Annotated in this window: 26 protein-coding genes and 1 pseudogene; 2 read left to right on the top strand and 25 right to left on the bottom strand. The window is 47.1% G+C overall.

Going from position 1 to position 26,359, the window contains the following annotated elements:
• Positions 1 to 309: 309 nt before the first annotated feature.
• On the bottom strand, positions 310 to 2,613 hold the full coding sequence (locus tag LKD71_RS14700) for an AraC family transcriptional regulator (RefSeq protein WP_227616024.1): 2,304 nt from the start codon (positions 2,611 to 2,613) through the stop codon (positions 310 to 312).
• Between the two features lie 95 nt (positions 2,614 to 2,708).
• Here LKD71_RS14700 and LKD71_RS14695 point away from each other — a divergent pair, with 95 nt between their 5' ends.
• Positions 2,709 to 3,008: a hypothetical protein gene (locus LKD71_RS14695; RefSeq protein WP_227616023.1), complete on the top strand. Its 300-nt coding sequence runs from the start codon at positions 2,709 to 2,711 to the stop codon at positions 3,006 to 3,008.
• 6 nt (positions 3,009 to 3,014) lie between these two features.
• Here the strand turns inward: LKD71_RS14695 and LKD71_RS14690 are convergent, their stop codons facing one another.
• The 18 genes and pseudogenes from LKD71_RS14690 to LKD71_RS18725 form a co-directional block, all read right to left on the bottom strand.
• Entirely contained in the window at positions 3,015 to 4,562 is a 1,548-nt protein-coding gene (locus LKD71_RS14690) for a glutaredoxin family protein (protein ID WP_178045809.1), read from the bottom strand.
• 98 nt (positions 4,563 to 4,660) lie between these two features.
• Positions 4,661 to 6,013, bottom strand: coding sequence for an alpha-L-fucosidase (locus tag LKD71_RS14685; RefSeq protein WP_227616032.1), 1,353 nt, complete (start codon positions 6,011 to 6,013; stop codon positions 4,661 to 4,663).
• Positions 6,014 to 6,050: 37 nt separating this feature from the next.
• Complete coding sequence (locus LKD71_RS14680) at positions 6,051 to 8,531, bottom strand: transglutaminase-like domain-containing protein (RefSeq protein WP_227616022.1); 2,481 nt, start codon at positions 8,529 to 8,531, stop codon at positions 6,051 to 6,053.
• A gap of 11 nt (positions 8,532 to 8,542) precedes the next feature.
• Positions 8,543 to 9,289, bottom strand: coding sequence for a copper homeostasis protein CutC (locus LKD71_RS14675; RefSeq protein WP_178045806.1), 747 nt, complete (start codon positions 9,287 to 9,289; stop codon positions 8,543 to 8,545).
• A gap of 193 nt (positions 9,290 to 9,482) precedes the next feature.
• Positions 9,483 to 11,819: a glycoside hydrolase family 20 zincin-like fold domain-containing protein gene (locus LKD71_RS14670; protein ID WP_227616021.1), complete on the bottom strand. Its 2,337-nt coding sequence runs from the start codon at positions 11,817 to 11,819 to the stop codon at positions 9,483 to 9,485.
• 83 nt (positions 11,820 to 11,902) lie between these two features.
• Positions 11,903 to 13,492: an extracellular solute-binding protein gene (locus LKD71_RS14665; RefSeq protein ID WP_227616020.1), complete on the bottom strand. Its 1,590-nt coding sequence runs from the start codon at positions 13,490 to 13,492 to the stop codon at positions 11,903 to 11,905.
• Between the two features lie 23 nt (positions 13,493 to 13,515).
• Complete coding sequence (locus LKD71_RS14660; protein ID WP_178754513.1) at positions 13,516 to 14,400, bottom strand: carbohydrate ABC transporter permease; 885 nt, start codon at positions 14,398 to 14,400, stop codon at positions 13,516 to 13,518.
• A gap of 15 nt (positions 14,401 to 14,415) precedes the next feature.
• Positions 14,416 to 15,339 (bottom strand): ABC transporter permease, encoded by a 924-nt coding sequence (locus LKD71_RS14655; RefSeq protein WP_227616019.1) that lies wholly within the window; start codon positions 15,337 to 15,339, stop codon positions 14,416 to 14,418.
• A 21-nt stretch (positions 15,340 to 15,360) separates the two neighbouring features.
• Positions 15,361 to 16,281, bottom strand: coding sequence for a dihydrodipicolinate synthase family protein (locus LKD71_RS14650; protein ID WP_227616018.1), 921 nt, complete (start codon positions 16,279 to 16,281; stop codon positions 15,361 to 15,363).
• An 83-nt stretch (positions 16,282 to 16,364) separates the two neighbouring features.
• A complete protein-coding gene (locus tag LKD71_RS14645; RefSeq protein WP_227616017.1) occupies positions 16,365 to 17,129 on the bottom strand; it encodes an IclR family transcriptional regulator in 765 nt (254 codons plus the stop codon).
• A 222-nt stretch (positions 17,130 to 17,351) separates the two neighbouring features.
• Entirely contained in the window at positions 17,352 to 18,470 is a 1,119-nt protein-coding gene (locus LKD71_RS14640) for a DnaJ C-terminal domain-containing protein (RefSeq protein ID WP_227616016.1), read from the bottom strand.
• A 73-nt stretch (positions 18,471 to 18,543) separates the two neighbouring features.
• A complete protein-coding gene (locus LKD71_RS14635) occupies positions 18,544 to 19,005 on the bottom strand; it encodes an Hsp20/alpha crystallin family protein (RefSeq protein ID WP_227616015.1) in 462 nt (153 codons plus the stop codon).
• 26 nt (positions 19,006 to 19,031) lie between these two features.
• Positions 19,032 to 19,292, bottom strand: a complete 261-nt coding sequence (locus LKD71_RS14630) for a hypothetical protein (protein ID WP_117768193.1) — start codon at positions 19,290 to 19,292, stop codon at positions 19,032 to 19,034.
• A 27-nt stretch (positions 19,293 to 19,319) separates the two neighbouring features.
• Positions 19,320 to 19,841 carry a cysteine hydrolase family protein gene (locus LKD71_RS14625; protein ID WP_227616014.1) on the bottom strand — a complete coding sequence of 174 codons (522 nt, stop codon included), beginning with the start codon at positions 19,839 to 19,841 and terminating at the stop codon, positions 19,320 to 19,322.
• A gap of 66 nt (positions 19,842 to 19,907) precedes the next feature.
• On the bottom strand, positions 19,908 to 20,738 hold the full coding sequence (gene rhaD / locus LKD71_RS14620) for a rhamnulose-1-phosphate aldolase (RefSeq protein WP_227616013.1): 831 nt from the start codon (positions 20,736 to 20,738) through the stop codon (positions 19,908 to 19,910).
• Between the two features lie 86 nt (positions 20,739 to 20,824).
• Positions 20,825 to 21,013, bottom strand: a complete 189-nt coding sequence (locus tag LKD71_RS14615; protein WP_227616012.1) for a hypothetical protein — start codon at positions 21,011 to 21,013, stop codon at positions 20,825 to 20,827.
• Between the two features lie 29 nt (positions 21,014 to 21,042).
• Positions 21,043 to 21,294: pseudogene (locus LKD71_RS14610) on the bottom strand (linear amide C-N hydrolase); the annotation flags it as partial.
• Complete coding sequence (locus LKD71_RS18725; protein WP_408611015.1) at positions 21,233 to 21,379, bottom strand: linear amide C-N hydrolase; 147 nt, start codon at positions 21,377 to 21,379, stop codon at positions 21,233 to 21,235. The pseudogene LKD71_RS14610 and the gene LKD71_RS18725, both read right to left, overlap by 62 nt.
• Before the next feature lie 212 nt (positions 21,380 to 21,591).
• On the opposite strand from LKD71_RS18725, the gene LKD71_RS14600 reads away from it, so the two are divergent.
• The gene (locus tag LKD71_RS14600; RefSeq protein WP_178045793.1) at positions 21,592 to 22,077 is read left to right on the top strand and encodes a GNAT family N-acetyltransferase; all 486 of its coding nucleotides are present in this window, start codon (positions 21,592 to 21,594) and stop codon (positions 22,075 to 22,077) included.
• 117 nt (positions 22,078 to 22,194) lie between these two features.
• Here LKD71_RS14600 and LKD71_RS14595 read toward each other — a convergent pair whose 3' ends face one another.
• From LKD71_RS14595 to LKD71_RS14570, 6 genes are all read right to left on the bottom strand, one after another.
• Positions 22,195 to 22,545, bottom strand: a complete 351-nt coding sequence (locus LKD71_RS14595; protein ID WP_227616011.1) for a group II intron maturase-specific domain-containing protein — start codon at positions 22,543 to 22,545, stop codon at positions 22,195 to 22,197.
• Positions 22,546 to 22,582: 37 nt separating this feature from the next.
• Complete coding sequence (gene tnpC, locus LKD71_RS14590; RefSeq protein ID WP_227616010.1) at positions 22,583 to 23,527, bottom strand: IS66 family transposase; 945 nt, start codon at positions 23,525 to 23,527, stop codon at positions 22,583 to 22,585.
• On the bottom strand, positions 23,511 to 23,645 hold the full coding sequence (tnpB, locus tag LKD71_RS14585; protein ID WP_227616009.1) for a transposase: 135 nt from the start codon (positions 23,643 to 23,645) through the stop codon (positions 23,511 to 23,513). The genes tnpC and tnpB overlap by 17 nt, the downstream gene beginning before the upstream one ends.
• Positions 23,635 to 23,979 carry an IS66 family insertion sequence element accessory protein TnpA gene (tnpA, locus tag LKD71_RS14580; protein ID WP_227616008.1) on the bottom strand — a complete coding sequence of 115 codons (345 nt, stop codon included), beginning with the start codon at positions 23,977 to 23,979 and terminating at the stop codon, positions 23,635 to 23,637. Before tnpA ends, tnpB begins: the two co-directional genes overlap by 11 nt.
• Before the next feature lie 187 nt (positions 23,980 to 24,166).
• A complete protein-coding gene (locus tag LKD71_RS14575) occupies positions 24,167 to 25,378 on the bottom strand; it encodes an ATP-binding protein (protein WP_178045792.1) in 1,212 nt (403 codons plus the stop codon).
• A 228-nt stretch (positions 25,379 to 25,606) separates the two neighbouring features.
• On the bottom strand, positions 25,607 to 26,290 hold the full coding sequence (locus LKD71_RS14570) for a hypothetical protein (RefSeq protein ID WP_227616007.1): 684 nt from the start codon (positions 26,288 to 26,290) through the stop codon (positions 25,607 to 25,609).
• Positions 26,291 to 26,359 lie beyond the last annotated feature (69 nt).

The following is a 26,359-nucleotide window of genomic DNA, read 5'->3' as shown; positions in this document are numbered from 1 at the left end:
TTTTCATATAGATTCTCTTCTCCAATTTTGGTGTGCTTTCATCCAGCACGCCTTAACTACGCTCCAAGTTTAGCACTCTTTCCGGCAATTTTACAACATACACATTTCCCAAAGGGCATACATTTTTACAAATCGCCGGGTTTTCAAGGGTTTTGTCCGGTGTTTTCCGTTCTTTTAGACAAAAATAACCCCTTGTCACCAAGGAGTCATTTTTGACAGGGCAGATGGGCTGCCCTAATTATTAAACACATTTGTTTTTTTTAAATTCGTATACGGTTTTTCTTATCGTACTCAGAAATCTTTTTTCAATCAGACTGTCTGCATCTTACGAAAATCGCTGGGCGGGATCCCCACCACGCGTTTGAAGGCTCTTCGGAACGAATAATCACTGCAGTAACCGACCTTCTCCGCAGTTTCTTTTACAGCCACACCCTCCTTTAAAAGTCCACAAGCCCGGGCCATCCGGCGCTGTTCCAGATAGCTGCTGAAAGACATGCCAAAGCATAACTTGAAGTCATTATATAATTTTCTCTCCGGTTCTTCCAGCCATTCTGCCAGAACGCTTAAGTTCAGCCAGGCATTTCCGAGGTTCTCCTCGATGTAGGCGGAAATTTTTTCTCGGTCGAGATCCACCACCGCCTCTTCTTTTTTCTCCTGAAGACTCGCGCAGAGAGCTCTGGTCTCCCGGAGAAGGTCAAACAACGGCTCCTCGAGGTAAACCTTCTGGGCCGCTCCCCGGATCCTTCTGGCCTCGGGTTCTTCTGCCTCCACTGGAATACTGCGGAACAGACAGCCCCGCAGAATTTCTATGGTATGGCGATAGGTGTACTGGCTGTTTCCGGGCCGGAAATAGACGCTTTTGATCTGCTCGATGAGCTCTTCCAGCTGTTCTGCACTGCCGCTCTGGATCTGTTTCACCAGTTTGAGCTCCATATCGATGGTCATAAAGAGGGGCTGATCCAGCGCCTGCTCCCTCGGAAGCTCTCCCGGCAGCACCGGAACGCGGATTCCCCGGTATCTCGCAAACTCACTGATCCTCGATGCGATCTCATACTGCCTTGCAATCTCCAGAGGTTCCCTCACCGCCGTACTGATGCCGGTATAGCTCTGAACCTCCAGGCAGCTGTAAAACTCATAGTTCATCTCTTCCAGCACTCTCTTAATCTCTGTTGCCGGAAGTTCCTCACTGTTCTGAATCAGGAGTACCACGGAAAGCTCGCTGACCGAGTAACGCCAGCAGTTCCAGGTGATATACTGGGTCAGAAGGTGATCGACAAGGGTCCCAAACTCCTCGCGGCTTACGTTCACTCCACTTCTTAAAGGATCCTCAAATTGCATATCTACCACATAATAGAAGCCCTTTTCCAGTGGAAAGCCTGCTTTCTTCGCCTCCGCCTCCAGCTGTTTTTCGGAATCATAGCTTCCATAGAGCATTTTTCCAAGAAAGCTTTCCTGAAGCAGCGTCTCCTGCTGCTCCACCGTATTCTGCAGCTGCTCCACCTCCGTCAGAAAGCTGTCAAAGCTGCGCCAGAACTGAAGCTGCTCTTTCTGAATAGGCCTGCCCTGCACAATCCGCTCCTTCAGGGCAAAAAATTCCTGAACCATCCCTTTTCGCTGATGCCAGTAAGCCAGACAGACAATCATTCCGATAAAAACAGAGACAAAACAGAGCGCCACCGTGACATAACGCATCGTCCCAATCTGATCTGTAAGAACGCTCTTCGGCACGACTGCAATGATCTGCCAGCCATTACAGGAAAGACTGGTACTGCAGGTCACAAGGCTGCTTTCCTTCCATCCGCTCTCTTTCAGATAAGCTTCCCAATCTCCATTTTTTTCTCCATAAAACATCCAGTCACTGCCATCAGCAGCTTCTGAACAGGCAAGCAGCTGACCATCAGCATCCACCAGAGCTACCACACCATCCTTTCCGGCCAGAATGGGACGAAGCGTTTTCGTGATCCTGCTCCAGTCTATCTGCACCACCACAGCACATTCCCCATCAGAAGAAGACGGATAGATCAGTCTGTCCGGAATAAGAAGAGAAGGATTTCCATTTTCCCCTTCATAAAAGAAAACGGACTGAGACTGATCCTGGCCGCTGTAATAGGCCATAAAGTCCTCATAACTTCCGAAAGGGAAATTTTCCAGAGTGGCAAGGCCTCTCTCATCTATCGGAATCACCTGAGGGATCTTGACTATATAACGGCTGTCTGCAATCAGCACAAATACATTTTTAATGATATCATTCGTCAGCGTATAATTGGGATAATTCGCAGCAATGGTATACAGAGAATAAAATTCCTGTTCCCTGCCTGTCGGCCGCGCTTTCATCAGATAGCTCGAAAGCCGTTTTTCTTTTCCCACATAATAAGCAGCATTCTGCGCTTCCTTCACTTCCCGGTCAAAACCGTTTCCCACTTCCGTAACTGCGCTCTGAATCCGTTCTTTCTGCGTCTCTACCATGGCGTCTTTTGCCGCACAGCAAATAGCCAGCACGGCTACTGCCGGCGCCAGTAAAATCAGAAGATAGGATCCCAGGAAATTCAAAGAAATCCATCTTTTTTTATTCACATTCCACTGTCTTTTTTTACGAATTTTCCTCTTTTTCATCTGCTCACTCATCCTGTCTTTCTCATAAGTGCTGGTTGACGAAAGGAACAGTTTTATAGTACCATAAAGTTATCTTTCACAAAGGAGTGCTGACCATGTTCTTTAAGAAAAAAACTGCTGCCCCCGCTCTCCCCTCCATCCGTATCCGGTCGGGAGAAAAAGTGATCTACGAGGGCCTTTTAAAAGATATTCCCATCAAAGAAAAGGTGCTGATTGAAAAAAGTATCTACTTTTTTGACGACCCGGAACCCTGTTTTATTCACCGGGATGCGGTCCGCGTGCGCCTCACCGAGGAACTGCACCAAGAGCTCCTTGGTGAAACTTCCGGAAAACCCGGGGGGCTTCTGCTTACCTACGCGAATCTTCCGGATATTACCTCCTGCGTCCTTCTCTGAAAGCGCTTATCTCAGCAGGAAATAGGCGGCGTAGAAAAGAAAGAGCAGGCAGTTTAAGAGCTTAATGGCTCCCATATGTTTCAGCATAAAGTCGGAAACCCTTCCCGTTCCCTTCGTCTTCGCGATGACCACCAGGATCACGACCGCCGGAATACTCATGGCCGTCACATAGACTATCAGGATTCCAAGGAGGGAAAGCCACTGTTCTCTGGCCGTCCGGAGAAGATAGAGGATCGAAGCCATGTAAATCTGTCCGGTACAGAAAAATTCACCCAGAGAGACGGCAATGCCCAGTCCCAGAATCAGAATTCCAAGAAAAGCCCCCTCCATGTGAGAGGCTTTTTTTAACATCTGATGGTTCAGATGGCGGAGCTTCTTCGGAAGCTGCATCCGCACCTTGCCATATTCGGACTTTCTCACACTGAGAAAATCCAGGAAATTCATCACTGCCACAAAAAGGAACAGGACGATCAGAATTCCATTGACGACTGCACCAAACCGGCCCAGAAGATTCTGGTCGATCTTTGAGGCTGCAAAGCAGATCCCCAGGCCCAGACCTAAATAAGTCACATATTTTCCGACCAGATAGAGGATTCCGTTTTTCAGAACGGAGGTCCGTGTCGTGAGCAGAATGGAAAAAAGCATCAGGAGCATCGAGATCGAACAGGGATTAAAGCCTGCCAGAAGACCTGCTCCAAAAAGAGTTGCAAGGCTTGCCGCAGTAACAGCCTCGCCTTCGCCCAGATTTTCTAATTTTTCTTCCATTTTTGCATAAGGCGCTTCGCCTTTTTCCAGAAGCTCCGGAAGTTTTTCCTCGATCTCATCTTTTCCGAGAAGAGCGGTCTCACCGGCAAAGACGGCCGGCACTTTTCCATCGTCCGCATCCCTGCCAAAAGCTCCGACAAGCTCTTTGAAAAGCTGGATATTCTCTCCCTCTGCCACATTGACCTCCGTCAGGACAAAGTCTTTTTCTTCCAGAAGATCTTTTAAATATTCCTTGATCTCCTCGCAGGCACTGCAGGAATAGGTGGTAAAAAGAAGAACCGCCGGTTCGTCCCCTTCCGCGTCGATCTCGGGAAGCGCCCATCCCGAAGTTTTCTCCGCGGAGATTTCACTGTTTTCTGTATTATTCTCAGAACTTTCCGAAGCTGTTTTTTCTTCAAACAACACTCCGTGAAGTTCCTTCTCTATCTTATCATAACCGCTCAGCCACTGTCCGTCAATATACAAAACCGGCAAAGTGACGTCCGTTTTTACCTTGCCATTTTCCTTTAAAGTCTCTTCAAACACCGCTTCATCCGCACTTTTGAATACATTATAAGTACGGATATCATAGGAAATGGAAGCTTTCTCCTCTGCTGTCACGCAGCGGTTGAACAGGTCATAGAAATCGTCCTCTTCATGGCAGGAGGCACACACATTCTCAAAGAAAAACCAGATCGTGTGCGTTTTTTCCTCCGCCTTCACAGGGCTCCCTGCGAAAAAAACAGTCAAAACCAGAATGATGACCGGCAGGAGTGCGAAAAGCCCCTCCTTTTTCTTATATTTTTCCATTGGAAGCCTCTTCCTTTTCTAAATACAATCATCCGTGACCTGAACCTTCTCGCTCAGGTCACGGATTTTTACTTTTCCATGTATCTCTCTTTTCAGAGTCAGTCTTTTAAGGTTACTTCAAGAACGGTATCCACGCCGTCCGGCAGGATCGGGTTCGGGCCCAGATCAGCAAAAACGATGTCCGGATAGTCCGTATGTACCCAGCTGGTGGAGATGGGCACCTCTGCTCCTGTTGCCAGATAGCGGATGGATTTCACCTGATCTTTCTTGATACCTATAAGTGGCATCGGTCCAATCGTGTTCTCGTAGAGATGATAGTACAGCTTGTTGCCGTTGCGGGTCAGACGGCCGTTGTCCGGTTTTGGAATACCTGCCTTGCCGCAGCCGTAAATGCTGTTTTTGTTTTTCTTCATCCAGGTGCCGATCTCGCTCAAGATCTTCTGGGAAGCGTCGGGAATGTTTCCTTTGGCGTCTGGTCCCACGTTCAGAATCAGGTTTCCGCCCTTGGATACGCACTCTACCAGCTTTTTGATCAGCATCTGTGAGGGTTTCCAGAAGTTATCGGTTGCGTGATAACCCCAGTTTCCATTCATGGTCACGCAGGACTCCCAGTAAAGGTCGTTTCCGTTCACATCCTTGATGCCTTCGGGCGGGATGATCTGCTCCGGAGTTACGAAATCGCCGTGGTAGGGTTTCGGATTGCCCGTAGCCATGGAACCGTAGCCCACGCCGCTGGCCTCCAGACGGTTGTCGATGATGACGCCCGGCTGCAGCTCTCTCACCATATTGACCAGATCGGTAGCTCTCCAGGCCTCTCCATTCAGATCGTCGTAGGAGAAGTCAAACCACAGAAGATCCAGTTTGCCGTAGTTGGTGCATATCTCACGGATCTGATTGTGCATGTAATCCACATAGCGGCTGAAATCACGGTTATCATTCTTGTAAGCCGGATTATTTCTCATCGGATGGTTGCGGTCGCCATAATGGGGATAATCATCATGATACCAGTCAAGCAGGGTAAAGTAAAGACCAACCTTCAGGCCCTCGCCTCTCACTGCCTCCACAAACTCTGCCACCAGGTCACGGCCGCATTTGGTGTTGGTGGATTTGAAATCGGTATATTTGCTGTCAAACAGGCAGAAACCGTCGTGGTGTTTTGCAGTCAGAACCACATACTGCATACCGGCCTCTTTTGCGGCTTTCGCCCATTTCTTCGGGTCGTAATCCACGGGATCGAACTCATCGAAATACTTCATGTAGTCTTCTTTCGGGATCTCCTCAAAGCTTCTCACCCATTCGCCTCTGGCGGGGATGGCATAGAGTCCCCAATGGATGAACATACCGAAACGAGCGTTCACAAACCACTGCATTCTTTTTTCATACTCTTCGCGGTTGAACTGATACATTTTTCTGTCCTCTCTTTCGCAAGAATTTTCTCTATAACAGTTCAGAATACCTTTTTACAGGTATTCTGAAACATTATCGTGTTTACATCTCCAAAATACGAAGAAGCATATCGGCGGTTCCTACATTGTATCCGCTGGTCGCATAGATGCCGTTGAGCTCTCCGCTGGTGACAAGGATCAGCGGCAGTTTCTCCGGATCCACATACATCCGGCGTCCCAGGGTGTTTACGTTCTCGGTGAAGGTATCGTAAAGCACGGGGATGCCCGGCAGAGCAGCACGGCAGCGGCTTAAGGTCGGGTCGTTCAGGTCCTCTTCCTTCTTTATAATAAAGAGCAGATTCTCTTTGTATTTTTCAAAAGCTTCTTTTTTCTCCATGAGCTCATTGAGGATGTGCTCGGTGGGCTCTTTGCTGACTTCCAGCCAGAAGAGGATCTTCCGGCCGCCTCTGGTCACATCGGCTGCAGGAACTTTGGTTCCGTCTTTTTCCAGCAGGTTGAAGGGCAGGATGGCGATATCTTCCAGCATATCGTTCAGTTTTGCTTCCCGGAAGCTCAGTTCCACGGTCTTCTCCTCTCCTTTTTCCACGGAGAAGGTTAGGCTCTTGCCGAAGACGTTGCCGTTCGGCAGGCGGTTTCCGGTAAGGATGCGGTAAATGCCCGGATCTGCCTCGATGGCAAGCTTTCCATTTTCCCAGGAAAGGTCTTCCAACTCAAGGGGGAGATAACCGTCCTTCTCAAGGCGGGCGATGGACCAGTTCTGATTATAGGTCCAGGTCAGACCGCCGTCGGTGAAGACCAGACGGGCCTCTTTTGCTTTTCCGGCGATAACAGCCTGGAATTTGCTGTTCTCGTAAGCCTCTGCTCCCTGTTTTGCGGAATCCGGCATCAGATATTCCATAGCTCCGTCCATCGGATTGAGTCTTGCGGGAACGCCGAGGGTTCTGGCGATCGCCACAAACAGAATATGGCGGGAAAGTTCGCTGGATTTTCTGATTTTCAGGGAAGCTGTGGGAACAAAGTAAACGCTCTCCTGCTCGGCCTCCGGGCAAACCTTGATATTCTCCTCGATCCAGCTCCAGATTGCCTTCGGATCCTCACGGAAAGCAGCTTTCTCTTCCTCTGTGAAAGCGGCCGCAATGGCTCCGCGGTAATCGGTCATAACTTCGTTGAAGACTCTCGGATTCAGCACATAGGAATAGTAAATGTTCTCCGGGTAAGCATCCTTCAGATGAAGTGCTGCGTCCACATGGCTCTTTAAAACGGCAGGTTTGGCGTCGATCCGGTCTTTGTCCGTGAGAACACTCATGAGTTTTTCACAAACTTCTTTATTTTCGCCTGCTTTATCCACAAAATCCACTTTCCAGTCGGGGATAAATGCTTCCACTTTGGCGGTGCGAATCTTCAGAGCCTCGGCAAGGCGACGGTCACGTTCTTCCTTCTGCTCCTCGGTGGGCTGATCGGTGTTCACCGGCGTGTCGATCGGGGCGATGGAATCAAAATTCTGCCAGCCTTCCGGGATGGCAAACTCTTTTAGCGTCAGCTCCAGAATATCCTCTTTTCTCGTATCGATGGCACCCTCTGCCCAGAGACCGTCCTGCATAACGGTGATATGAAGACTTCCTTTTCCGGTGGTCACATGGATCTCGCCCTTCTCGTCAGTAACCATATGGGCGATGGGCAGGAACTGGGAATAGTTGAAAACTTCGAGGGAAAGTCTGGTTCCGGCTGCGGGAGTTCCGTCGGGCTTTTTCAACCGGATGGAAACCTCTTTCACATCAGCATAGCGGCGAAGCTGGTTCAGCACCATGGCGTTGCCCTCGATTCCGTTCACATCCTCGTTTTCCGGAACGATCTTGTCGAACCAGCGGGAATGTACCATCATGGCACGGGAGGAAGCGTTCGTGAACCAGCCCTTGTTCAGGATCGGTTCCGGTTCGCAGGCTCCGGTGAAGTACCATTTTCCGTCGCACCAGAGTTCTACCCAGGCGTGGTTGTCATCACAGTGGGACCAGAAGGGCGCGTAAACCTGACGGGCCGGGATGCCGGCGCTTCTCAGAGCGCTGATGGTGAAAGTGGATTCCTCTCCGCAGCGGCCGTTTCCACAGCGGTAAACGTTGATGGGCGCGATGGTACGGTTATCGGTCGTGTGATAGGTGGCCTTCTCCGCGCACCAGTAGTTGATTTCTATCGCTGCCTCTGCCATGGATTTTCCCTGGATTCTGTCTTTCAGATCTTCATAGAAAATGCTCCGGCAGTCCAGGATCTCCTCGGTGTTGATCCGGTGATAAAGGATATAGTTGAGGAAAATCTCCTCGGGCATTTTTTTCACATAGGGGCTGTTCTCCCAGAGGAAAACGCCGTGCTCGGCATAATCCAGGAAAGAAGAAACGCCATAGTTTCCCACATCACTCAACGGCATGGTGGTGTAAAGGAATTTCAATGCCAGAGCCACCTCCGGGCGGTAAGTTTCGATCTCTTTTTCCGCTTCTTTTACAGCAGGAACTTCCGCTGCTCTTTTTGCAAACTCAGCCTCAATACGGCTTTTACTTTTCTCTAAAAACATGTTCTCTTCTCCTACACTTCTTCTAGTACTTTTCTTGCTTCACGGATCTTCTCCGCATCAGTGCGGAAGATCTCAAACTCGCTTAAGGACGGCAGTCCCATATTGACGCCTTCCTTGCGGTACTGCATGCTGCTCTCCAGCACGACTTTTCCGGTCATATGGAAGGCATGGGCTCCCGTATAGGGCTGCAGTTCCCGGATGGCGGCAGCATCCACACCGCTTCCGATCTGGACCGTGATCTCGCCTTTTTCCATGCTTACCAGCTCGCGGAGCAGCTCTTTTCCTGCCACACAGCTGTTCTTCTGGCCGGAGGTCAGGATTGTGGAAATCCCCAGGCGCTTCGCCTGCTCGAAGGTCTCGTAAGGGTTCCGGCAGACGTCGAAGGCCCGGTGCAGGGTCACAGACATATCCCCTGCGTCCTCCATCAGTTTCTCCATCTCTTCCATATTTAAAGTGCCGTCCGGGCGGAGAATGCCAATGACAATGCCCTCGGCTCCCAGTTTCCGGAACATCCGTACCTCATTGCGGATGATCTCAAATTCATGATCCGTGTAGCAGAAATCGCCAAAACGCGGCCGGATCAGCGCATGGATCCGGATATCAGACTCCTTCCGGATCTCCTCATAGAGCCACTGACTGGGCGTCGTTCCCCCAATAACCAGGTTGCTGCAGAGCTCCAGCCGGTTGGCTCCTCCCTTCACTGCTGCCAGGGCAGATTCCACTGAATCCACACAGGCTTCCAATACAAAATCTTTCATTTTTTTGTCCTGTCTTTCTTATTATAGGTGAATTTACCATAACATTGATTCAGTTTGGTGTCAAGTTCTTTACTATTTTGCCTGATTTAAGGTGTTATTTACGATTGCTTTGTAATACTTTACCCTGACAAAGAAAAAAAGCCCTGTTTCTTCCTTATACATAATGGAAGAAACAGGACTTCGTCACAGGTCGTCAGTTTTTCTTTCGGATCCAGATCTCGGATATGGTGCAGCCGCCTTCCGGCTGATAGGTCTGCCAGGTAAGCTTGAGTTTTCCATCCTGGTAAGAAGACTTCGGCAGCGCCCAGGTGTAGGTCGGGTCGGGATCAGCGCCGTTCTTATATTTCCGCTCCAGTTCCGTATGGATCAGCTCCCCGCCGGCCCATAACTTCAGATTGAAATGGTCGTCAAAAAGCAGCATGTTCTGATAAGTAACCGAAAGCTCATAGTCTGCCTCCGGATCCAGGCCGTCAAATTCTGCCACCAGCGGCGTTCCATAGAGGCTTCTGGCTCCGTGGGTCCAGGCTAAGGGGAATGGAACCTCATCGTACCAGCCGATGGACTGGTAAGTTTTCATGATGAGGTAGGTGCTATGGGCCATCAGCGGACTTCTGACGAAGCAGGGATCCTCCGCAAAAGTCAGTGTCGGTTTCACATGAGAGAAGCCCTCGAAGCTTCCCATCCGGAAATACTGTCCGCCCTCTCCCGGGTTGCAGCGGTTTACAACCTCTTCCACTGCCTGGGCTTTCTCCTCTTCCGTAGTAAGTGCCTTTGCCCGGTTCAGCATCTGATGAAGATACTGGAAATCATTGAGCGCCATGTTTAACGTATCCAGCCAGGCTCCCCGGTCCAGATACTGGCCTTTGTGGCGGGTAGTGGTGAGCTGGATTTTGCAGCTCCGGTAGAGCTCGTCTGCCAGGCGCTGCATCTGGAAACGCTCCTTCACGCCCACCGGCTCCAGCCAGGTTTTCCTCAACGTGTTCAATGCCTTTTCGATCCGCTCATCCACAGGCTCTTTTGCTTGAAGTGCCTCATAGGCTTCCTTCTCCAGCTGCTGGTCATGGGCATAGCGGAGTTTCGTCTGGTAATCACCGAGGATCCGTAGAAGGAGCATCTGATAGCGGAAATTTTTCCCGGTCTCTCTGGAAACTCTCTTGTCAATGCTCATCATTTTCTCATAGAGAGCATCAATGTTGGCGTTTTCCAGAATTCTGCCGGTCCAGCTCTCTTCCAGCTTGAAGATCAGGCCGCTGAGCTCATCGGTGAGATCCGGATCGATGAAGAAACGGACGTAATCGCGAACGGCTTCCTCCACCGGAGCCTCCTCCCGGTAATCAAGATTTCCCCAGACCATCTTGTTCACATCGTCGTGGATTCCCTCGGAATAGGTGATGGAGCCCATCACATAACCCTTATGGTAATCGTGGATCTGACGGAACGCGCAGGGGCGGGCGTTGTAGGACTCTCTTCCTAACGTATAAGCGAAAGCCTCATCCCAGCCCGGCACCTCAAACTGGCTGCTAACGTTGTGGGTGATATCTGGATAGTTCCGGATCGTTTTCTGGTAGCGTTCGGGAAGCTGGGCGTACATATCCTGGATCGGATCCTTTTCCCAAGGAGCAAAGCAGACACCATAGAGCCAGTCCGGTTCTTTGGAGACCTCTTCATAAAAATCCTCATACCAGTGTTCTTCCGGAGAAAAGGCCTGCGGAGCCAGCCAGACTTTTGCATTCGGATGGTAGCGGTGGAGAACATCTGCGGTTGCCTTTGCCGCCTGAAACATTTCCTTCGGTGGCAGATCTCCAGGATCTCCTGCAGGGATCAGAAGACCGTCAATATACGGAACCGCTTTGAAGATTTTTTCCCTCTCGGCCATCTCTTTTTTGAAGGTATCCCCTTCGACGGAAAGGCTGAGATACGGATACCAGACATGCACATCCATCCCGTAGGAATGAATGATTCCGGAAAGCTCGATCATCAGTTCAAACGGATCTCTTTTAAAATGACCGGAAAAAAGATTGTCATCCGTCCGGGGCGGCAGAAGTTCGATCGAGTTGGAGCCAAAGATCAGAAGATCCCGGATATAACGCTCGTATTCGATTTCTGTCCAGGCAGGACAGGTATTCTGTTTATCCCGATACCCCAGCTGATGTCCACGCATCCGGTAGGACGGCCGGATCTTAATATCTGTCAGCTCCTCTGAAAAACCTGTTTTTCTGTCTTTCAGGTACATTTTCCGGAGAACCCAGGATACTCCGTACAGGAAACCTCTTTTATCCACTGCCTGGATCTTGATTCCATCACCCTTCCGTGTCAGTGTGAAAGTTTCTTCTTCCAGTTCACTGTCTGTCTGAAGAAGGATCTCACCTTCTCCAGCCTCTGCTTCCCGGTCTGCCTGTGCCGCATTTTCCACAGGAATGACCGCACCGCTTCTGAAAAAGATCTCATCCTTCAGAAAATCTGCAGCAAAACGGGCGCTTTCTCCTTGTTCCGTCACAATCTTAAGCTCTTTCGGAAATGTGTATCCCATAAGTTCTCCTCTCCTTATATCAAAGAAACTGCCGTCCTTTCCGGATACGGCAGTTTCTCTCTTGTCTGGCTTTCCGCCGAGTATTATTTGGTTCTTGCGTATGCGTCGTTAAAGATCTGCTCCAGCTCTTCCGTTCCCTGAGATTTCAGAGTTTCTACAAAACCTGCCCAGTCATCCATGGTAGATTTTCCTGTAATGAAACCATCAATCTCCTGGTTAAATACATTGTTGATGTTGGATTCCAGCTCGGTGATACGGGAAGTCTCCTCTTCTGTGAAGGACGGCCACAGCGGATAGTAGTCGATGAGATCTTCTTCGGTCCACTCTGCGATCTTCTCCGCATTTTCAACCATGATCGGGTCAGTGATCTGGGCATCCAGACTCTCATCAACATACTGTGCAAGACCCTGAAGGCCAAGTCCGAGCTCACCTCTGACTGCTGCTGCCACATCACTTGCACCTGCCTGTGCATCGATCATATCCTGGCTGGTTACGATGGTTCCATCCTCATCTACGGTATAGTTTACACCTTCTTCACCAAAGTTGGTAATCATTCTTCCCTCTTCGGTGTACATCCAGTTCAGAAGTTCTACTACACGCTCCGGATATTTGGTTCTGACACTGATCACACTGTTATTGTTCGGCCAGTCTTTCTCATAACGATAGCTTCTGGTATTGCCATCCTCGTTTGCCATAGGTTTCAGGATATCAAATTTTGCATTTGCATCGATTTCCTGAAGTGCCGGATTATATACACGGCCTACGAAAGAGTTGTTGTCATATACGCTCATGAGTTTTCCGCTGGATGCTTTCTCAAAGAGATCATCCTTGGTCATCGTCGCATAATCCGGATCAAGCAGTCCGTCTTTGTACGCATTCTGTAAGAATTCTACCACACGAGTGAATTTTTCGGAAGTCGGTCCGTATACATAGGAATCGCTTTCCGGCTCATAATACATACCTCTGGTCGTTGCAAAGGTCGGGAAACCGCCGGTGCCCAGTGCATAAGCAAAGGAGCCAACCAGATAATTGGTACCATTTCTGGTTCCGAATCCATACATATCCGGATGTTTTTCTTTGATCTTTAAGAGATCATCATAATATTCTTCAAAAGTGGTCGGTTCTTCCACACCGATCTCCTCCAGAAGGTCGGTACGGATAGCTACCATCTGAGCAACCGCAATACGGTTATACTCACATTTCTGGAAGCCGAAGAGGCTACCGTCACTCTCTACCTTCTTTGTCTCTGCCGCACGATCCTCGCCATACATCAGATCAAAATAGTCCGGTGCATAGTCTTTATACTCCGTCAGATTCAGGAACATACCGGTAGGCGCATATTTCAGCAGTTTCTCAGACTGAAGACCGCCGATGATGTCCGGCATCTGTCCAGAAGCCAGCACGGTGGAGATCTTAGTGTCGTAATCACTGGCCGGGATCGGCTGAACCTCCAGATTGATGTTGAATTTCTCTTTGATCACATCGTAAACATAACCTTCTGTCGGGAATTTCTGTGTTCCTGCCTCAGTGGTCATCATCGTGATCGTGATTTCTTCCGAATGATCAACTTCGGAAGCAGCTTTCGCTGTTGTGCCCGGGATTACCAGGCTGCCGGCTGCCATCATGACTGCCATGGAAAGTGCCGCTGCTTTTTTCAAGTGTTCTTTTTTCATTGTGAATTCTCCTTTCTATGTAATCAGCCCTTGACTGAGCCGACCATCACACCTTTTACAAAGTACTTCTGAACGAAGGGATATACCATCAGGATCGGAAGTATCGTGATAAAAATAACTGCATACTTGATATTCAGACTCATGGTTGCCATATCCGCAGAAGCAGACATGGATTTGGAAAGTGCCGCATCCGTTCCAAGAACGATATTTCTCAGGATCAGCTGCATCGGGAAACGGCTTCTGTCATTTAAGTAGATCAGAGGCTGCAGCCACTGGTTCCAGAAACCAACTGCATAGAAGAGAACCATGGTTGCCAGTACTGCTTTGGACAGCGGAAGCACCATTTTCACAAAGATCGTCAGATCGTTGGCGCCGTCCAGTCTTGCAGATTCAAATAATTCCTCCGGAATATCTGAGAAAAAGGTTCTCATAATGATCATGTACCACACATTGATGGCTCCGGGAAGAATGATCGCCCAGATGCTGTTCATCAGACCGGCAGACTGTACTACCATATAATTGGAAATAATACCGGCATCAAAGAACATTGTGAATACGACGATCCCTGTAAAAATCCCTCTTCCATAAAACTCTTTTCTGGAAAGCGGGTACGCACACAGTGCTGTCATACCGACACTGACCAGCGTTCCGGCCACCGTGTAGATCAGGGTGTTGAGATATGCTTTCGGAACATACTCATTACTCAGTACCGCTTTATATGCACCGAAATTGATTCCCTTCGGCAGGATCGTAATATCTCCTCTGAGTACTGCGTTTCCATCACTAATCGATACGATCAACATGTAGTAGATCGGATACAGGGTGATCACGCACATAAGAAAGACGATCACAAGTACAGCGATATGAAAGGTTCTGTCACCGGCTGATATTTTTTTCTTCTTTACCATGTTTCCGGCACCTCCTTACCAAAGACTTGTCTGCCCTACTTTGCGGGCTGCTTTATTTGCCAGAACTACAAGTATCAATGCCATCACAGCCTGGAAAATACTTACTGCAGATCCATAGCTGTAGTTGGCTTCCATCAATCCACGTCTGTATACATAAGTAGAGAGCACATCTGCTGTGGAGTACGTTGCTCCCGTATACAGAAGCAGGATCTTTTCATATCCGACTGTCAGAAGCTTTCCAACCGTCAGAAGAAGCTGAATGGAAATCACAGGTGCGATCCCGGGAATGCTTACATGGATCAGCTGTTTCCATTTTCCGGCTCCGTCAATGGCTGCTGCCTCATAAAGCTGTGAATCCACGCCTGCCAGGGCTGCCAGATAAATGATGGACCCCCATCCACACTGCTGCCAGATTTCCGAAATGACATAAATCGGGCGGAACCAGCCCGGCTCCATAAGGAACTGTACTTTTTCCAGTCCCAGAGAAGAAACCACCTGGTTGATCAGACCGTCATTGGAAAGGATCGTGGTGATAAAACCACACACAACCACAGTGGAAAGGAAATACGGCATGTAAGAAATGGTCTGTGCCATTTTTTTGAAGTGCTTGTTTTTCACTTCATTGATCAGAAGTGCCAGGATGATCGGTGTCGGGAAATACAGCACCAGCATCCAAAGGTTCAGGACAACCGTATTTTTCAGGATGTTCCAGAAATACGGATCCATGATAAACTGTTTGAAATACTTGATTCCTACAAATTTACTGCCCGCAAATCCAAGAAATGCATTGTAATCAAAGAATGCGATGCTCAGCCAGGCCATAGCACCATATTTGAAAACAATGAAATACAGAAGCGGTAGGGCAAACAAAAGATACAGATAACGGCTTCTGTATATGTTTTTCCAAACTTGACTTTTCCCTTTTACAGGCTTTTTCATGAGTGACCCCTCCTCACTGATTTATCGTTTCAGGCTTTTTTCCATCCGTTCGGACAGATTACGAAGCATCTTTACTTCCTTTTTAAAAGTTTCCGAAAGTTCTTCTGCATTTTTTACTCTGGAATGAAGTCCCATGTGCAGACCTTCCAGATTCAGATAGTATTTCGCATTGACCGGATAACACTGACGCTCAATCAGAGCCGCCATGGTAAGGAATTCGGAAAGTTCTGTCATATCCTCTGTTTGATACCGGTCATACAGGATCCGGTAAAGACGGGGATGCATGTTCGCCATCACGCCGCAATAACCATAGGCTCCGTCCTTTAAGGATTCCAGAAGCGTTGCTGTATTGGCATTGTAAAGCTTAAGATGCGTGTCCTTACAAATTGCGAGCTTTTCACGGATCTGATCTGCATCACAGCAGGTATCCTTCAGGAAATAGAATCTTCCGGTGGATGCACACCACTCTGTCACCTTCGGACTCATCACTCTTTTATACGGATAAGGACACTCATAAAGTCCGAACCGGATTTCAGAGGGAAGGGCTTCCAGAATTTTCTCTGTATTGCTGATCCAGACCTCATCGGATTCGTCCTCTGCCGCCATCCGGTTGGTGATCATGATCACTGCATCTACTCCGGTTTCCGCAATCAGCTTCAGTTCATGGATCTGCTCCTCCAGAGAATCAGAAATGTGTCCGGACGCGATGACCGGTACCCGGCCGGCTGCAAATTCTTTCACTTTTGCCGCAATCCCTACCCTTTCTTCCAGCGTCAGCTTAAACATCTCACTGGACTGGCATACTGCAAACAAACCGTCAACACCATTTTCGATGTACCATTCAACCAGTTCCTTCAGTGCCGGATAATCAACCTGATTTTCTTCCGTGAAAGGGGTAAGCATTACCGGCCAGACTCCCCCGGGAAATCTTTTCTCTTTCATTTTTCCTCCTCTTTGTTCTCTATTAGAGAACATTGTTCTGTTTTATTAGCCTTTAAAATACCGCAATAAGCGGTATTTTTTTCTTAAAGTCTCCGTTCTATCTTTCGCACGGTATCTTTCAGCTTCTCGGCAATCTTCTGAATCCTCTCCTCTTCAAATCGAAGGGACGGTCCGCTGACACTGATTGCTGCTTCTACCTGATGCTGCTGATTGAAGATCGGCATTGCCACGCATTTGACTCCAAATTCGTGCTCCATATTATCAATGGCATACCCGCGTTTCCGGGTAAGTATCAGTTCTTCTTTTAGTTTCTCTGCATCTGTGATCGTATAATCGGTACAGGCCGGAAGTTCTCTCCTGAGATATTCTTCGACCTCCTTTTCCGGCAAGTAAGCCATCATGGCTTTTCCAAGACCGGTGCAGTACATCCGCGCCCGTTCTCCCATGATCGTCCGCATCAGACTGAAAGCCTCTTCCGGATAAGTGGAATTCACATAGATCACTTCATCCTCATGGGGCACTCCCAGATAAACACGCTCGCCACTCCAGTTGGAAAGCTCCTGCATATAAGGAAGAGCGATATTTCCAACAATAAGTTCATCGCCCAACGCATGACATAATGTGTAGATCGCCATACCAAGCCTGTACTTTCCGGTTTCTTCATCCTGCCTTAAATATTCCATTGCGGCAAAGGTGGAAAGAATGCTGTGAACGTTGCTCTTATTCAGATCCAGATATTCACTCAGCTCTGTGACACCCCAACTGCTTTTCTTCGTAAAGCAATTTAAAATGTCCAGCGCCTTCTGTAGACTTTTTACTTTAATTTCTTTTTCATTCTTCTCTGCCATGGCGCCTCCTGCTAAGTGTTATGTGATACAGAACGCTGTTCTGTATTTCTGAATGTATTCTAGCACGCCTTTTTGAATAATACAATTGTCCAATTTTCCTGTTTTTCAATGATGAAATTTATGCAAAATTTACATATAAGTAATAAGATATACATAAAAAAGTCTCAGCCAGAGGATGAACTTTCCATCATCTGCTGAGACTTTTCGTATTCTATTGATTATTTATGCCACGTTCCCGTTGTGAAACCCGCGGCCGCTTTTTTCCAAAGCTGCCTCAAACTCTTTCAGTTTCTGTCTGGCCTCCGGATCAAGGTTCTTCGGAACCGCAATTTCCACGACTGCATACTGATCTCCGTGAACGGAGGAATTGCTTAAACTTACAATTCCTTTTCCTTTCAGGCGAATCTTGGTTCCTGACTGAGTTCCCGGTTTGATCTTGCAGAGAACCTCACCGGTCAGTGTCCGGATCTTCACCTCGCCGCCGAAAACTGCTGTGGTAAAGGGTACCTGAACGGTAGTGTATACATCCATTCCTTCCCGACGGAACCCAGGTTTTTCATCCACGGTTACTTTCAAAAGCAGATCTCCTGCTTCTCCGCCGCCGGCTCCAGGGGAACCTTTTCCTCTCAAACGGATACTCTTGCCCGTTTCAATGCCGGCAGGAATATTCACTTCATAGGACTGGACCGCACCCGTGCTGTCCTGAAGATGGATCAGCTTCTTACCGCCGAAAGCCGCCTCATCAAAGGTTACATGGATATCTGCATGAACATCGGAGCCTTTGCTGCTGTAACTTCCGCCCTGGCCAAAATCGAAGCCGTCAAAGCCCTGATCCTGGAAACCATGAAAGCCGTGACTGCCTGCTCCCTGACTGTAGAAACCGCTGTAGCCCTTCGAACCGGTACTTCCGCTGCTGTGGAAGCCGCTTCTCCTGCTGCCGCCCTGGCTGTGGAAATTACCAAAAAGATTCTTGAGGATATCATCCATATCCTCTCCACCCTGGAAATGATATTCCTGATAAGAGCCATTCGGCCCTGTATAGGAACCGCTGAAACCGCCCTGGAACGGATTACCTCCGGCGTTTCCATAGCCTCCGGCCTGGCCTGCGCCCTCCTCAAAGGCAGCGGCACCGTACTGATCATATAGCTTTCTCTTTTTCTCATCGCCTAATACATCATAGGCTTCCGTAACTTCCTTAAACTTTTCCGCCGCTGCCTTGTTTCCCGGATTGCTGTCCGGATGATATTTCTTGGCAAGCTTCCGATAAGCTTTCTTTATCGCCGAGGCATCTGCTGTTTTGCTGATGCCCAGAACTTCATAGTAATCTCTCTTCGCACTCACTGTCTCCACCTTCTTTCCCATGCGAAAAATGAGAGGTCGTTTCCGGCCTCTCATTCCCTTCTCTTACCGATCATCAGCCCTCAATGGCGATGTGATTCTTTTTCTCTACTGCCGGTTTTGCTTCTTTCTTCGGAACGAAGAGTTTCAGAATGCCATGTTTGAACTCGGCTTTGACATCCTCCTGCTCCACATTCTCACCAACATAGAAGCTTCTGCTCATGGCACCGGCATAACGCTCTTTGCGGATGTAATGTCCGGTCTCTTTCTCCTTCTCTTCCTTATCCAGACCTTTCTCTGCCTGAACGGTCAGATAACCATTTTCCAGAGTTGCCTGAACCTCGTCTTTGGTAAAGCCCGGCAGATCCATTACCAGTTCATAGCCATCTGATTTTTCCTTGATATCGGTCTTCATCATATGGGCTGCTTTTCTGCCATACAGTTTCTTCTCTACATCTTTTGTTGCATTGTCATAAAACGGAAAACTATCAAACAGATCATCAAATAAATTCTCTCCAAAAATACTCGGCATTAACATAAGTCATCTCTCCTTTAATTTTTTATCTATTTTATTGGGTTATTATCGTTAACGGCTTCTCTCTGCCTTCCGGCAGAATCGGAAGCTTTTGAACCTTTGAAGAACTTCCTGGAATCTTTTCTTTGATCCTTTTCTGTTCCTCTCTTTGTTCTATCTGTAATATAACACGCAAGTTTTGTTCTGTCAATAGTCTTTTTCAATTTTTTTGTGAAGATTCTGTGAACTTTGGAGAAGAAAAAACGATCAGACATCCAAAAAGAGAGCACACATTTTCTTGTAAAATGCACACTCTCTTCTTATAAAATCTCTGATACTTACCGGATGATCTTGATCTGGCACATCTCCATGGCTTTCAGCGCATTCTCATGACGCTCCGGTGTCACTCCTGCACAGCATGCGGCATCTACAGAGATCGGAACCTCCGGAAGATATGCTTTGATCAGAAGCGCATTGGAGATCACACAGATGTCTGTACAAAGTCCCACCAGAGTGATACTTCCAATTTCTTCCTTTGCGTTAAGTAAAGCAAGTTTTTCTGCCAACTCCCGTGATCCAAAGGTTTCCTTGTCTATCGGCTCTGTTTCTCTCAGAGCGTCCAGTTCCCGTCGGATCTGCCAGCCTTCTGTCTCACGAATACAATGCGGGACGGGAAGATTCTTTCCCTCCTGCGTTTCCAGATAACAGGCCTCATGCGTGTCTCTTGTAAAAAACACCTCTCCTTCAAACTCCCTGATCTTCTCTTCCACCTTCGGGACAATGGCAATGGCTTCCCGGGTTCCCAGTGCTCCATCAATAAAGTCATTTTGCATGTCTACTACAATAAGGATGTTTTTCATTTTCTGCCTCCCTCGTTTTCGTATACGCTTATCATACCATGATGTCAGGCAAAAATATATGATCTCTTATTCTTTTTCATAAAGGAATTCTTCCGGAAGAGTCACATTGAAGTCTTTCGCCAGATCGCGGAAATTATCCGGCTGGATGGTCTGCAGCTTATGCGGGACCATAGACAGGATCTTCACCAGGATCTCCGCCGACTTTTCTACTGTGTGAAGCAGACCAAAGGTCAGATCAAAATCCTCTCCCGAACAGAACATTCCATGGTGTGCCCAGATGACCACATCATATTTTTTCATCAGTTCCGCTGTTTTCACTGCGATCGCCCTTCCACCGGGAACCATCCACGGAACAACACCAACACCATCCGGAAATACCACCGGACACTCTGTTGCAGATTCCCATAACTCTCTTGTGAATACTTTGTCCTCAAGCGGCAGTACAAAAGTCAGTGCTATGGTATTGGTCGTGTGTGCATGATAGATCACACGATGTCTTCCGTTGGTAAGCTTTTTCTTTACTTCATGATTCATCAGATGCGTAGGAAGCTCACTTGTCGGCCTGCCGCCTTCTACCAGTCCCCAGCGAATGCGGTAATTACAGCCCTTCTCATCCAGTTCGATGATCGCCAGGCAGGCTTCCGGGTCAACGATGATATTTCTGAAATACTTTCCGCTTCCTGTCACCAGAAAAAACTCCCCTGCAAGTCCCGGTACTTCTGTCCCGATCGGAGTCCATTCTCCCGGTGCGTTCAGACGTGGACGGATCATCTCCACTTCATCAGTTTTTAAGCGATAACTGAGATTTCCACCATTTCTTTCATGCCATCCCTGGAGATAACCGTCATTTGCCATTTTTATAAATCCCTGTACAAATTTTGAATCTAAAATCTTCATTCTGCTTCCTCCGTTTCTCATCCGTTATGATGTTTCTATTTGTTTATGTGGTTTTTCTTTGTTTTATATGTTGTTTTTCTTTGTTTTTACTGCATTATATATTGTTTTGTGTGGTTTGTAAAGATATTTTTAAAAAAACACTGTTCCAATGAAATATTTACCATATATTTTCCCCAAGAAAAGAGGTGCCCCCAGAAAAAGGCACCTCTTTTCTTATTCTTTGCTTTTTTATTTAAACTGAAATTGGCTGCGACCGGAAGGACTTTCTTTTTCATCCAGACGCCCTTCTTTCATTCTTTGAGCATCAGTTCTGGAAATGGATTTTTTCTCCCTGGATCACCGGATAACAGATCAGAGCCTCGCTGTCCAGATCTTCTCTATGCATATCCACTGCGCTGATCTGATGGTTTTCGTAGGTATTATAATAATAGATTCCCTTTGTCACATTACAGCAGGAAGTATACAATGTGATCTCATACTTTCCATCAGCAACTTCACAGCATCCCCGCTGCTGATCCACTGAACCGAGAATATGGAAAAACTGGCTGACACTTTCCGACAAAATTCAGACCTGCCATACCGAGTCCTTTTTCATTGATCGCATCATAATATAACGGATAATCTCCCGTCACATGAGCCATGCCATGGAATTTTTCACTGACTGACCATATACGGCATGACTTACATGATAAAATTTTTCATATTTGACGGATTCCAAGATCAAAAGCCTTGTCATGCGAACACGAACGGCTTTTTGACCCTTTGACCCTGGCATCATAATATGATATCATATTCTACACAAAAAAACCGTGCCTGAAAAATCAATTTTATATTAATTTTGGAGTAAAAAAGTATGAAAATAATAAGAACTGCTGTCATGTCCGATCTGGATGCGGTTGCTTCTGTTGAAGCAGAATGCTTTCCGCCTGCCGAAGCTGCCACAAAGGAGGAATTTGCGGAGCGTCTCCGGTATTACGGTGACTATTTCTGGCTGATGTTCGAAGATGACAAGCTCATCGCCTTTGTTGATGGCTTTGTCACGGATGAAAAGGATCTGACCGATGAAATGTATGAGAAAGCTTCCATGCACAACGAAAACGGCGCATGGCAGATGATCTTCGGTGTCAATACGCTCCCTGCCTACCGGAAACAGGGCTATGCCGGAGAACTGATCCGGGAAGCGATCCGGACAGCAAAGAACCAGGGGCGAAAAGGTCTTGTCCTGACCTGTAAAGATGCCCTGGTTCCCTACTACACAAAATTTGGTTTTCAAAATGAAGGTATCTCCGGCTCCGTCCACGGAAATGTAGTCTGGAACCAGATGCGGCTGGTATTCTGATAACCGGTAAATTGTTAAAAAGAAGGGCGGATGAAATTTTCATCCGCCCCTCATCAAACCGTGCATGAGGTTCTCCCTCACACGGCTTTCCGACATTCTTCTTTCTACAGCATTACGTCATGCTCTAGCCATTTTCTTTAATCCTTTTTCGTAAATGCTATTTCTTACAAATCCCACCTTTGACATACGATTACATCTCTGGTGTTTCTTGTTATACCATCTTGTAAAAGTGCAAATAATGTACCAGTCTAGAGCCTGCATCCACTTTTCGTTTCTCTTGGTGGAATAATAATTCTTCCATCCTGTGATTTTCGGATTCAGATTCTTTATTAAATCCTCTTCCTTTGCAACTAGCAGACTTCGCCTGTTTACATTCCTCTTGACTTCGGCTTTCATTTTCTTCATGGCTTTTCTGCTTGGGTACTGATACGTTTCCTTGTAGTAAATGGTAAACCATACACCTACCACTAGAACCAGCCGCCTCTTTGAGGCGGCTTCAAAAATTCTATTTTATCTTGCGGCAGGACATTGGCAGCTCAGATGACCAGGGCATGAGATCATCCAGTGAAAAACTGCTATCCTTTTTCTGAGTGACCCGTTTTGGTAATTCTGTCAGAAGGTATTCGAAATACTGATACGGCTTTAGATGATTCGCTTTGGCAGTTTCCGCAATGCTGTATGCGATCGCACTTGCCTGTGCACCTTCCACCGTATCAATTACGTTCCAGTTTTTCCTCCCTACGCAGAATGGACGGATCGCACGTTCACAGGCAGAATTGTCGATGGGGATATTCCCATCCTCAAGAAATGTTCTCAGATACTTTTCCTGGTGGATGCTGTAGGATAATCCCTCGCCAGTCTCTGATTTTGGCGGTACGCTGCAGGTTTTAACCTGTTCCTTCACCCAGTCGAAATATTCGTCCACCAATGGTTTTAAAATTCTCCGGCGATGTTCTGCCCTGTATTCACAGCTTCTTCCTTTCCAGGATTCATCCAGCTTATAAATAGCAGAGATCCGGGCCAGTGCCTGATAAACAATGCTGTTTTTCAGCTCTTCTTCCGAAAGATCTTTCTGTGCCGCTTTTATTGCGTTTACAAACCTGCGCCGGCAATGCCTCCAGCAGCCGGCCGATGCCAGTGCCTGCTCTTCCGAAAAAGTATGATACGGCTGATAGCCATCTGATACCAGGGTTCCCTGATAGGCGGATAAGAAATTCCTTAAGTGTTCTGTACTCCGCGTCCGGCAGTAATTATACAGAATGATCTTCTTACCGCTGTCATCATGCTCTCCGGTGATATAGACCCACATATAGCTGGATGCCCCGGCCTTCCGGCCATCCCGGTTTACTTTCAGGGTCGTTTCATCTGCCTGGATTACAGGCTGTTTTAAAACTTCTTCTTTCATCCAGTCATAGACCAGTGAAAAGTAGACTTCACTGCTTTTGATCACCCAGCTGGAATTTTTGCTTTACCAGTGTAGAAAGACCGTCGATTCCTTTTCGAAGATCCGTCTTTCCAACAAAAACATAAACGTGGCGGAAACGGGAAATATCTGCATCATTGAGCATGGGCAGCCACCTCAATAATCATCAAAAGGGTATCTCTTGAAACAGAAAGAGGAATGTCAAGCTGCATCCCCTGGAAACACAGCTGCATCATTTCCTTTGAATCAGAAGGCTGGACCTTCTGTACTGGAAAAGGAACTGGCGGCGCCACTTCGACAAAGCCGCTTTCCACAAGCAGGTTTTCTTTGATTTTGCGCAGCCAATAATAATAAGCGTCCCGCGAGAGCTGATGCTGTGAACAGTAATCATTTACGGACAGACCGGATTGCTTGCGGTCCTGAATAATAGCGGCCCAGTTTTTCAAACGGATCTGGGAAGTGGCAAGTTTTGTGTTCATGATTGACCTCCTGGTGTGAAAAATGTGAAAAGTGTGTTGTACAACTTTTCCATCATTATCTCAGATGAGGAGATGCTTGCATAGAGATGGGTGGTTTACCGTTTACGAGAAGGGCAGAAAAATAGTCGGAACCGATGATCAGTCAGTTCCGACTATGTAAAAGGGCGGCTCACCGCCGCCCTCATCGTTAATATTCAGTGCTCAACAGAAAATCTGCAATATGCATACTTTTGATTCCCTGGTAATTGCCTCCGGCAAATTCATCGGTTCTCAAAACGTACTTCGGATAGTTATCCCGGATTTCCAGCAGTCGTTCATATTCGCGCTTTTCTGTTTTTTCGGATTTAATCTCCTGTGTGACCTGCACATACAACCGGTCATTCTGCTTCTGCGCCACAAAATCAACCTCACCGTCTGGTGTTTTCCCAATCGTCACGGTATAGCCTCGTCTGCAAAGTTCCAGATACACCACATTTTCCAGACTGGAAGCAACGCTGTCCGGTGTATAGCCCAGCACACTGTAACGTAAAGCGGTATCAGCAAGATAAAACTTCTCCTGCGTTTTCAGAATTTCCTTTCCGCGCAGGTCGTATCGAGAACAACGATGAAGGAGATATGCTTTCTCCAGCTTTTCCAGATAACTGTACACCGTTTCATTGTCGATAGAACGATGCTCCGATTTCAGATAATCAGAAATTGATTTTGCCGAGAAGGAATTTCCTACATTCGCAAATGTGTACCGAACCACCCGTTCCAGCTGGTCGATCTTGCGAATCTGGTTTCTCTTTACGATATCCGAGAAAATTGTGGAATTATAGATATCCCGGACAATCGTATAAACCTCATCCTGTGAATACTCTCGCAGATGTGTTGCAGGGAAGCCTCCCAAACGGATATAATCTGCCAGTTCAGCATGGATATCCTTTACCTGTGTATACTGCTTTTTGAATTCCAGATATTCCTGAAAAGAAAGCGTATAGATACGGAAGGAAACATATCGTCCGGTCAGGTAAGTCGCTATTTCCGAAGACATCATTCTGGAATTGGAGCCTGTCACATAAAGGTCAACATCATAATCCGTTGCCAGGGAGTTTACTACTTTCTCCCAGCCTTCAATTTCCTGAATCTCATCCAGAAAGAGATACGTTCTCCCAGTTGGATTTAGCTTTTCTTTGACAGCCTTGAACATATCCTTCGCTGTCATATCCTCATAATCCATGGAATCGAAGCGCATACTGACAATCCGCTCAGATGGAATGCCATGCTCCTTTTGCAGCTTCTCCATGATCATTTTAAGAACTGTGGATTTTCCGCAGCGGCGAACACCCGTCAACACTTTTACAAAAGGTGTGTCGGTGTATGCCATAATCCTATCGACGTAGAGCGGTCTGTTTATCATAGAAACCACCTCCATGATTCCATAATACCGCAACCAAATTAAAAAATCAATAGGTTTTGCGATTATAAGCCGCAACTCCTATTGATTTTTATTGACTTTTTCGGATTGTGTCGAATTTTGTTTTCTGTGAATTTTAGAATATCATAAGTTTTATCAAATGGTTTGATATGTCCCTCTAAAACAACCTTTTCACATCCATGAAGCGCTGATTTAGCAACATTCATCTGATTATCTCAATTTTATCTTTTTACCTAACAATAAAGCCATGGCTGCAGAAATAACAAGAGCAATTACCAAACCTAATATATTTGTATTATCTGCTGTCTTCGGAACAAAGTTACATTTTGATTGACTACCTGTTCCTGTACTGCCTGCCGTTGGTGTCTGAGTTACTGATATATCCGATGCTGTCGTTTCTGTAAATACATAGTACCTGTTTCCTGATATTTTAAATGTTATGCAGTTGTCTTTAATGGAATAATCTGTCACTGCCACTGTTCCATCTGTAGAAACACTGTAAAATTCTAAATTATCTGCATCTGCCGGAGAATCTATAGTAACTGTAACTCCTTTCGCATTAATCCGATTTCCTGCTTCATCCAGGAAATAAATATCATATGCGCAGATAAAATCCCCTCTACCATTTAAACATTTGATCAGCCATCTGCCGCCATCTGTATTTTTCAGAATAGGGCATATAACCAGATATCTGGCATTTCCCGGCGCACCGGAAACTGAAACTTTAACACCTTCTTCTGTTGTGAGACTTCCTTCTCCATTCTTAACAGGAGCTTGATTGAAACCCTCGGCTGTTTGAATATACTGCGCAGTTACATCCACATCTTTCTGCTCTATTGTTTCTGCCAGTACAGATATCCCCGCAGAAAAAAATACCATCAGGGTAAGTGACATGCTCCCACCACTTAAATCTTACGATTTTGAAGTGGGGGCTTCCTGCTCGATTGCCTTTTAAGGCAAAGC

The organism is Fusicatenibacter faecihominis, assembly GCF_020686945.1.
Classification (GTDB): domain Bacteria; phylum Bacillota; class Clostridia; order Lachnospirales; family Lachnospiraceae; genus Limivivens; species Limivivens faecihominis.
This window is presented reverse-complemented; position numbering and strand designations above follow the sequence as displayed.

Coding starts and splice junctions, on each gene's coding strand:
- LKD71_RS14680 (WP_227616022.1), bottom strand. CDS start 8,531: ATGTTTTTAGAGAAAAGTAAAAGCCGTATTGAGGCTGAGTTTGCAAAA.
- LKD71_RS14625 (WP_227616014.1), bottom strand. CDS start 19,841: ATGAAAAACATCCTTATTGTAGTAGACATGCAAAATGACTTTATTGAT.
- tnpB (WP_227616009.1), bottom strand. CDS start 23,645: ATGCTCAATGATGCAGATATTTCCCGTTTCCGCCACGTTTATGTTTTT.
- LKD71_RS14650 (WP_227616018.1), bottom strand. CDS start 16,281: ATGAAAGAGAAAAGATTTCCCGGGGGAGTCTGGCCGGTAATGCTTACC.
- LKD71_RS14575 (WP_178045792.1), bottom strand. CDS start 25,378: ATGATAAACAGACCGCTCTACGTCGATAGGATTATGGCATACACCGAC.
- LKD71_RS14665 (WP_227616020.1), bottom strand. CDS start 13,492: ATGAAAAAAGAACACTTGAAAAAAGCAGCGGCACTTTCCATGGCAGTC.
- LKD71_RS14670 (WP_227616021.1), bottom strand. CDS start 11,819: ATGGGATACACATTTCCGAAAGAGCTTAAGATTGTGACGGAACAAGGA.
- LKD71_RS14660 (WP_178754513.1), bottom strand. CDS start 14,400: ATGGTAAAGAAGAAAAAAATATCAGCCGGTGACAGAACCTTTCATATC.
- LKD71_RS14570 (WP_227616007.1), bottom strand. CDS start 26,290: ATGTCACTTACCCTGATGGTATTTTTTTCTGCGGGGATATCTGTACTG.
- LKD71_RS14600 (WP_178045793.1), top strand. CDS start 21,592: ATGAAAATAATAAGAACTGCTGTCATGTCCGATCTGGATGCGGTTGCT.
- LKD71_RS14635 (WP_227616015.1), bottom strand. CDS start 19,005: ATGTTAATGCCGAGTATTTTTGGAGAGAATTTATTTGATGATCTGTTT.
- LKD71_RS18725 (WP_408611015.1), bottom strand. CDS start 21,379: ATGGCTCATGTGACGGGAGATTATCCGTTATATTATGATGCGATCAAT.
- rhaD (WP_227616013.1), bottom strand. CDS start 20,738: ATGAAGATTTTAGATTCAAAATTTGTACAGGGATTTATAAAAATGGCA.
- LKD71_RS14645 (WP_227616017.1), bottom strand. CDS start 17,129: ATGGCAGAGAAGAATGAAAAAGAAATTAAAGTAAAAAGTCTACAGAAG.
- LKD71_RS14675 (WP_178045806.1), bottom strand. CDS start 9,289: ATGAAAGATTTTGTATTGGAAGCCTGTGTGGATTCAGTGGAATCTGCC.
- LKD71_RS14615 (WP_227616012.1), bottom strand. CDS start 21,013: ATGAAAAAGAAAGTCCTTCCGGTCGCAGCCAATTTCAGTTTAAATAAA.
- tnpA (WP_227616008.1), bottom strand. CDS start 23,979: ATGAACACAAAACTTGCCACTTCCCAGATCCGTTTGAAAAACTGGGCC.
- LKD71_RS14700 (WP_227616024.1), bottom strand. CDS start 2,613: ATGAAAAAGAGGAAAATTCGTAAAAAAAGACAGTGGAATGTGAATAAA.
- LKD71_RS14695 (WP_227616023.1), top strand. CDS start 2,709: ATGTTCTTTAAGAAAAAAACTGCTGCCCCCGCTCTCCCCTCCATCCGT.
- LKD71_RS14690 (WP_178045809.1), bottom strand. CDS start 4,562: ATGGAAAAATATAAGAAAAAGGAGGGGCTTTTCGCACTCCTGCCGGTC.
- LKD71_RS14655 (WP_227616019.1), bottom strand. CDS start 15,339: ATGAAAAAGCCTGTAAAAGGGAAAAGTCAAGTTTGGAAAAACATATAC.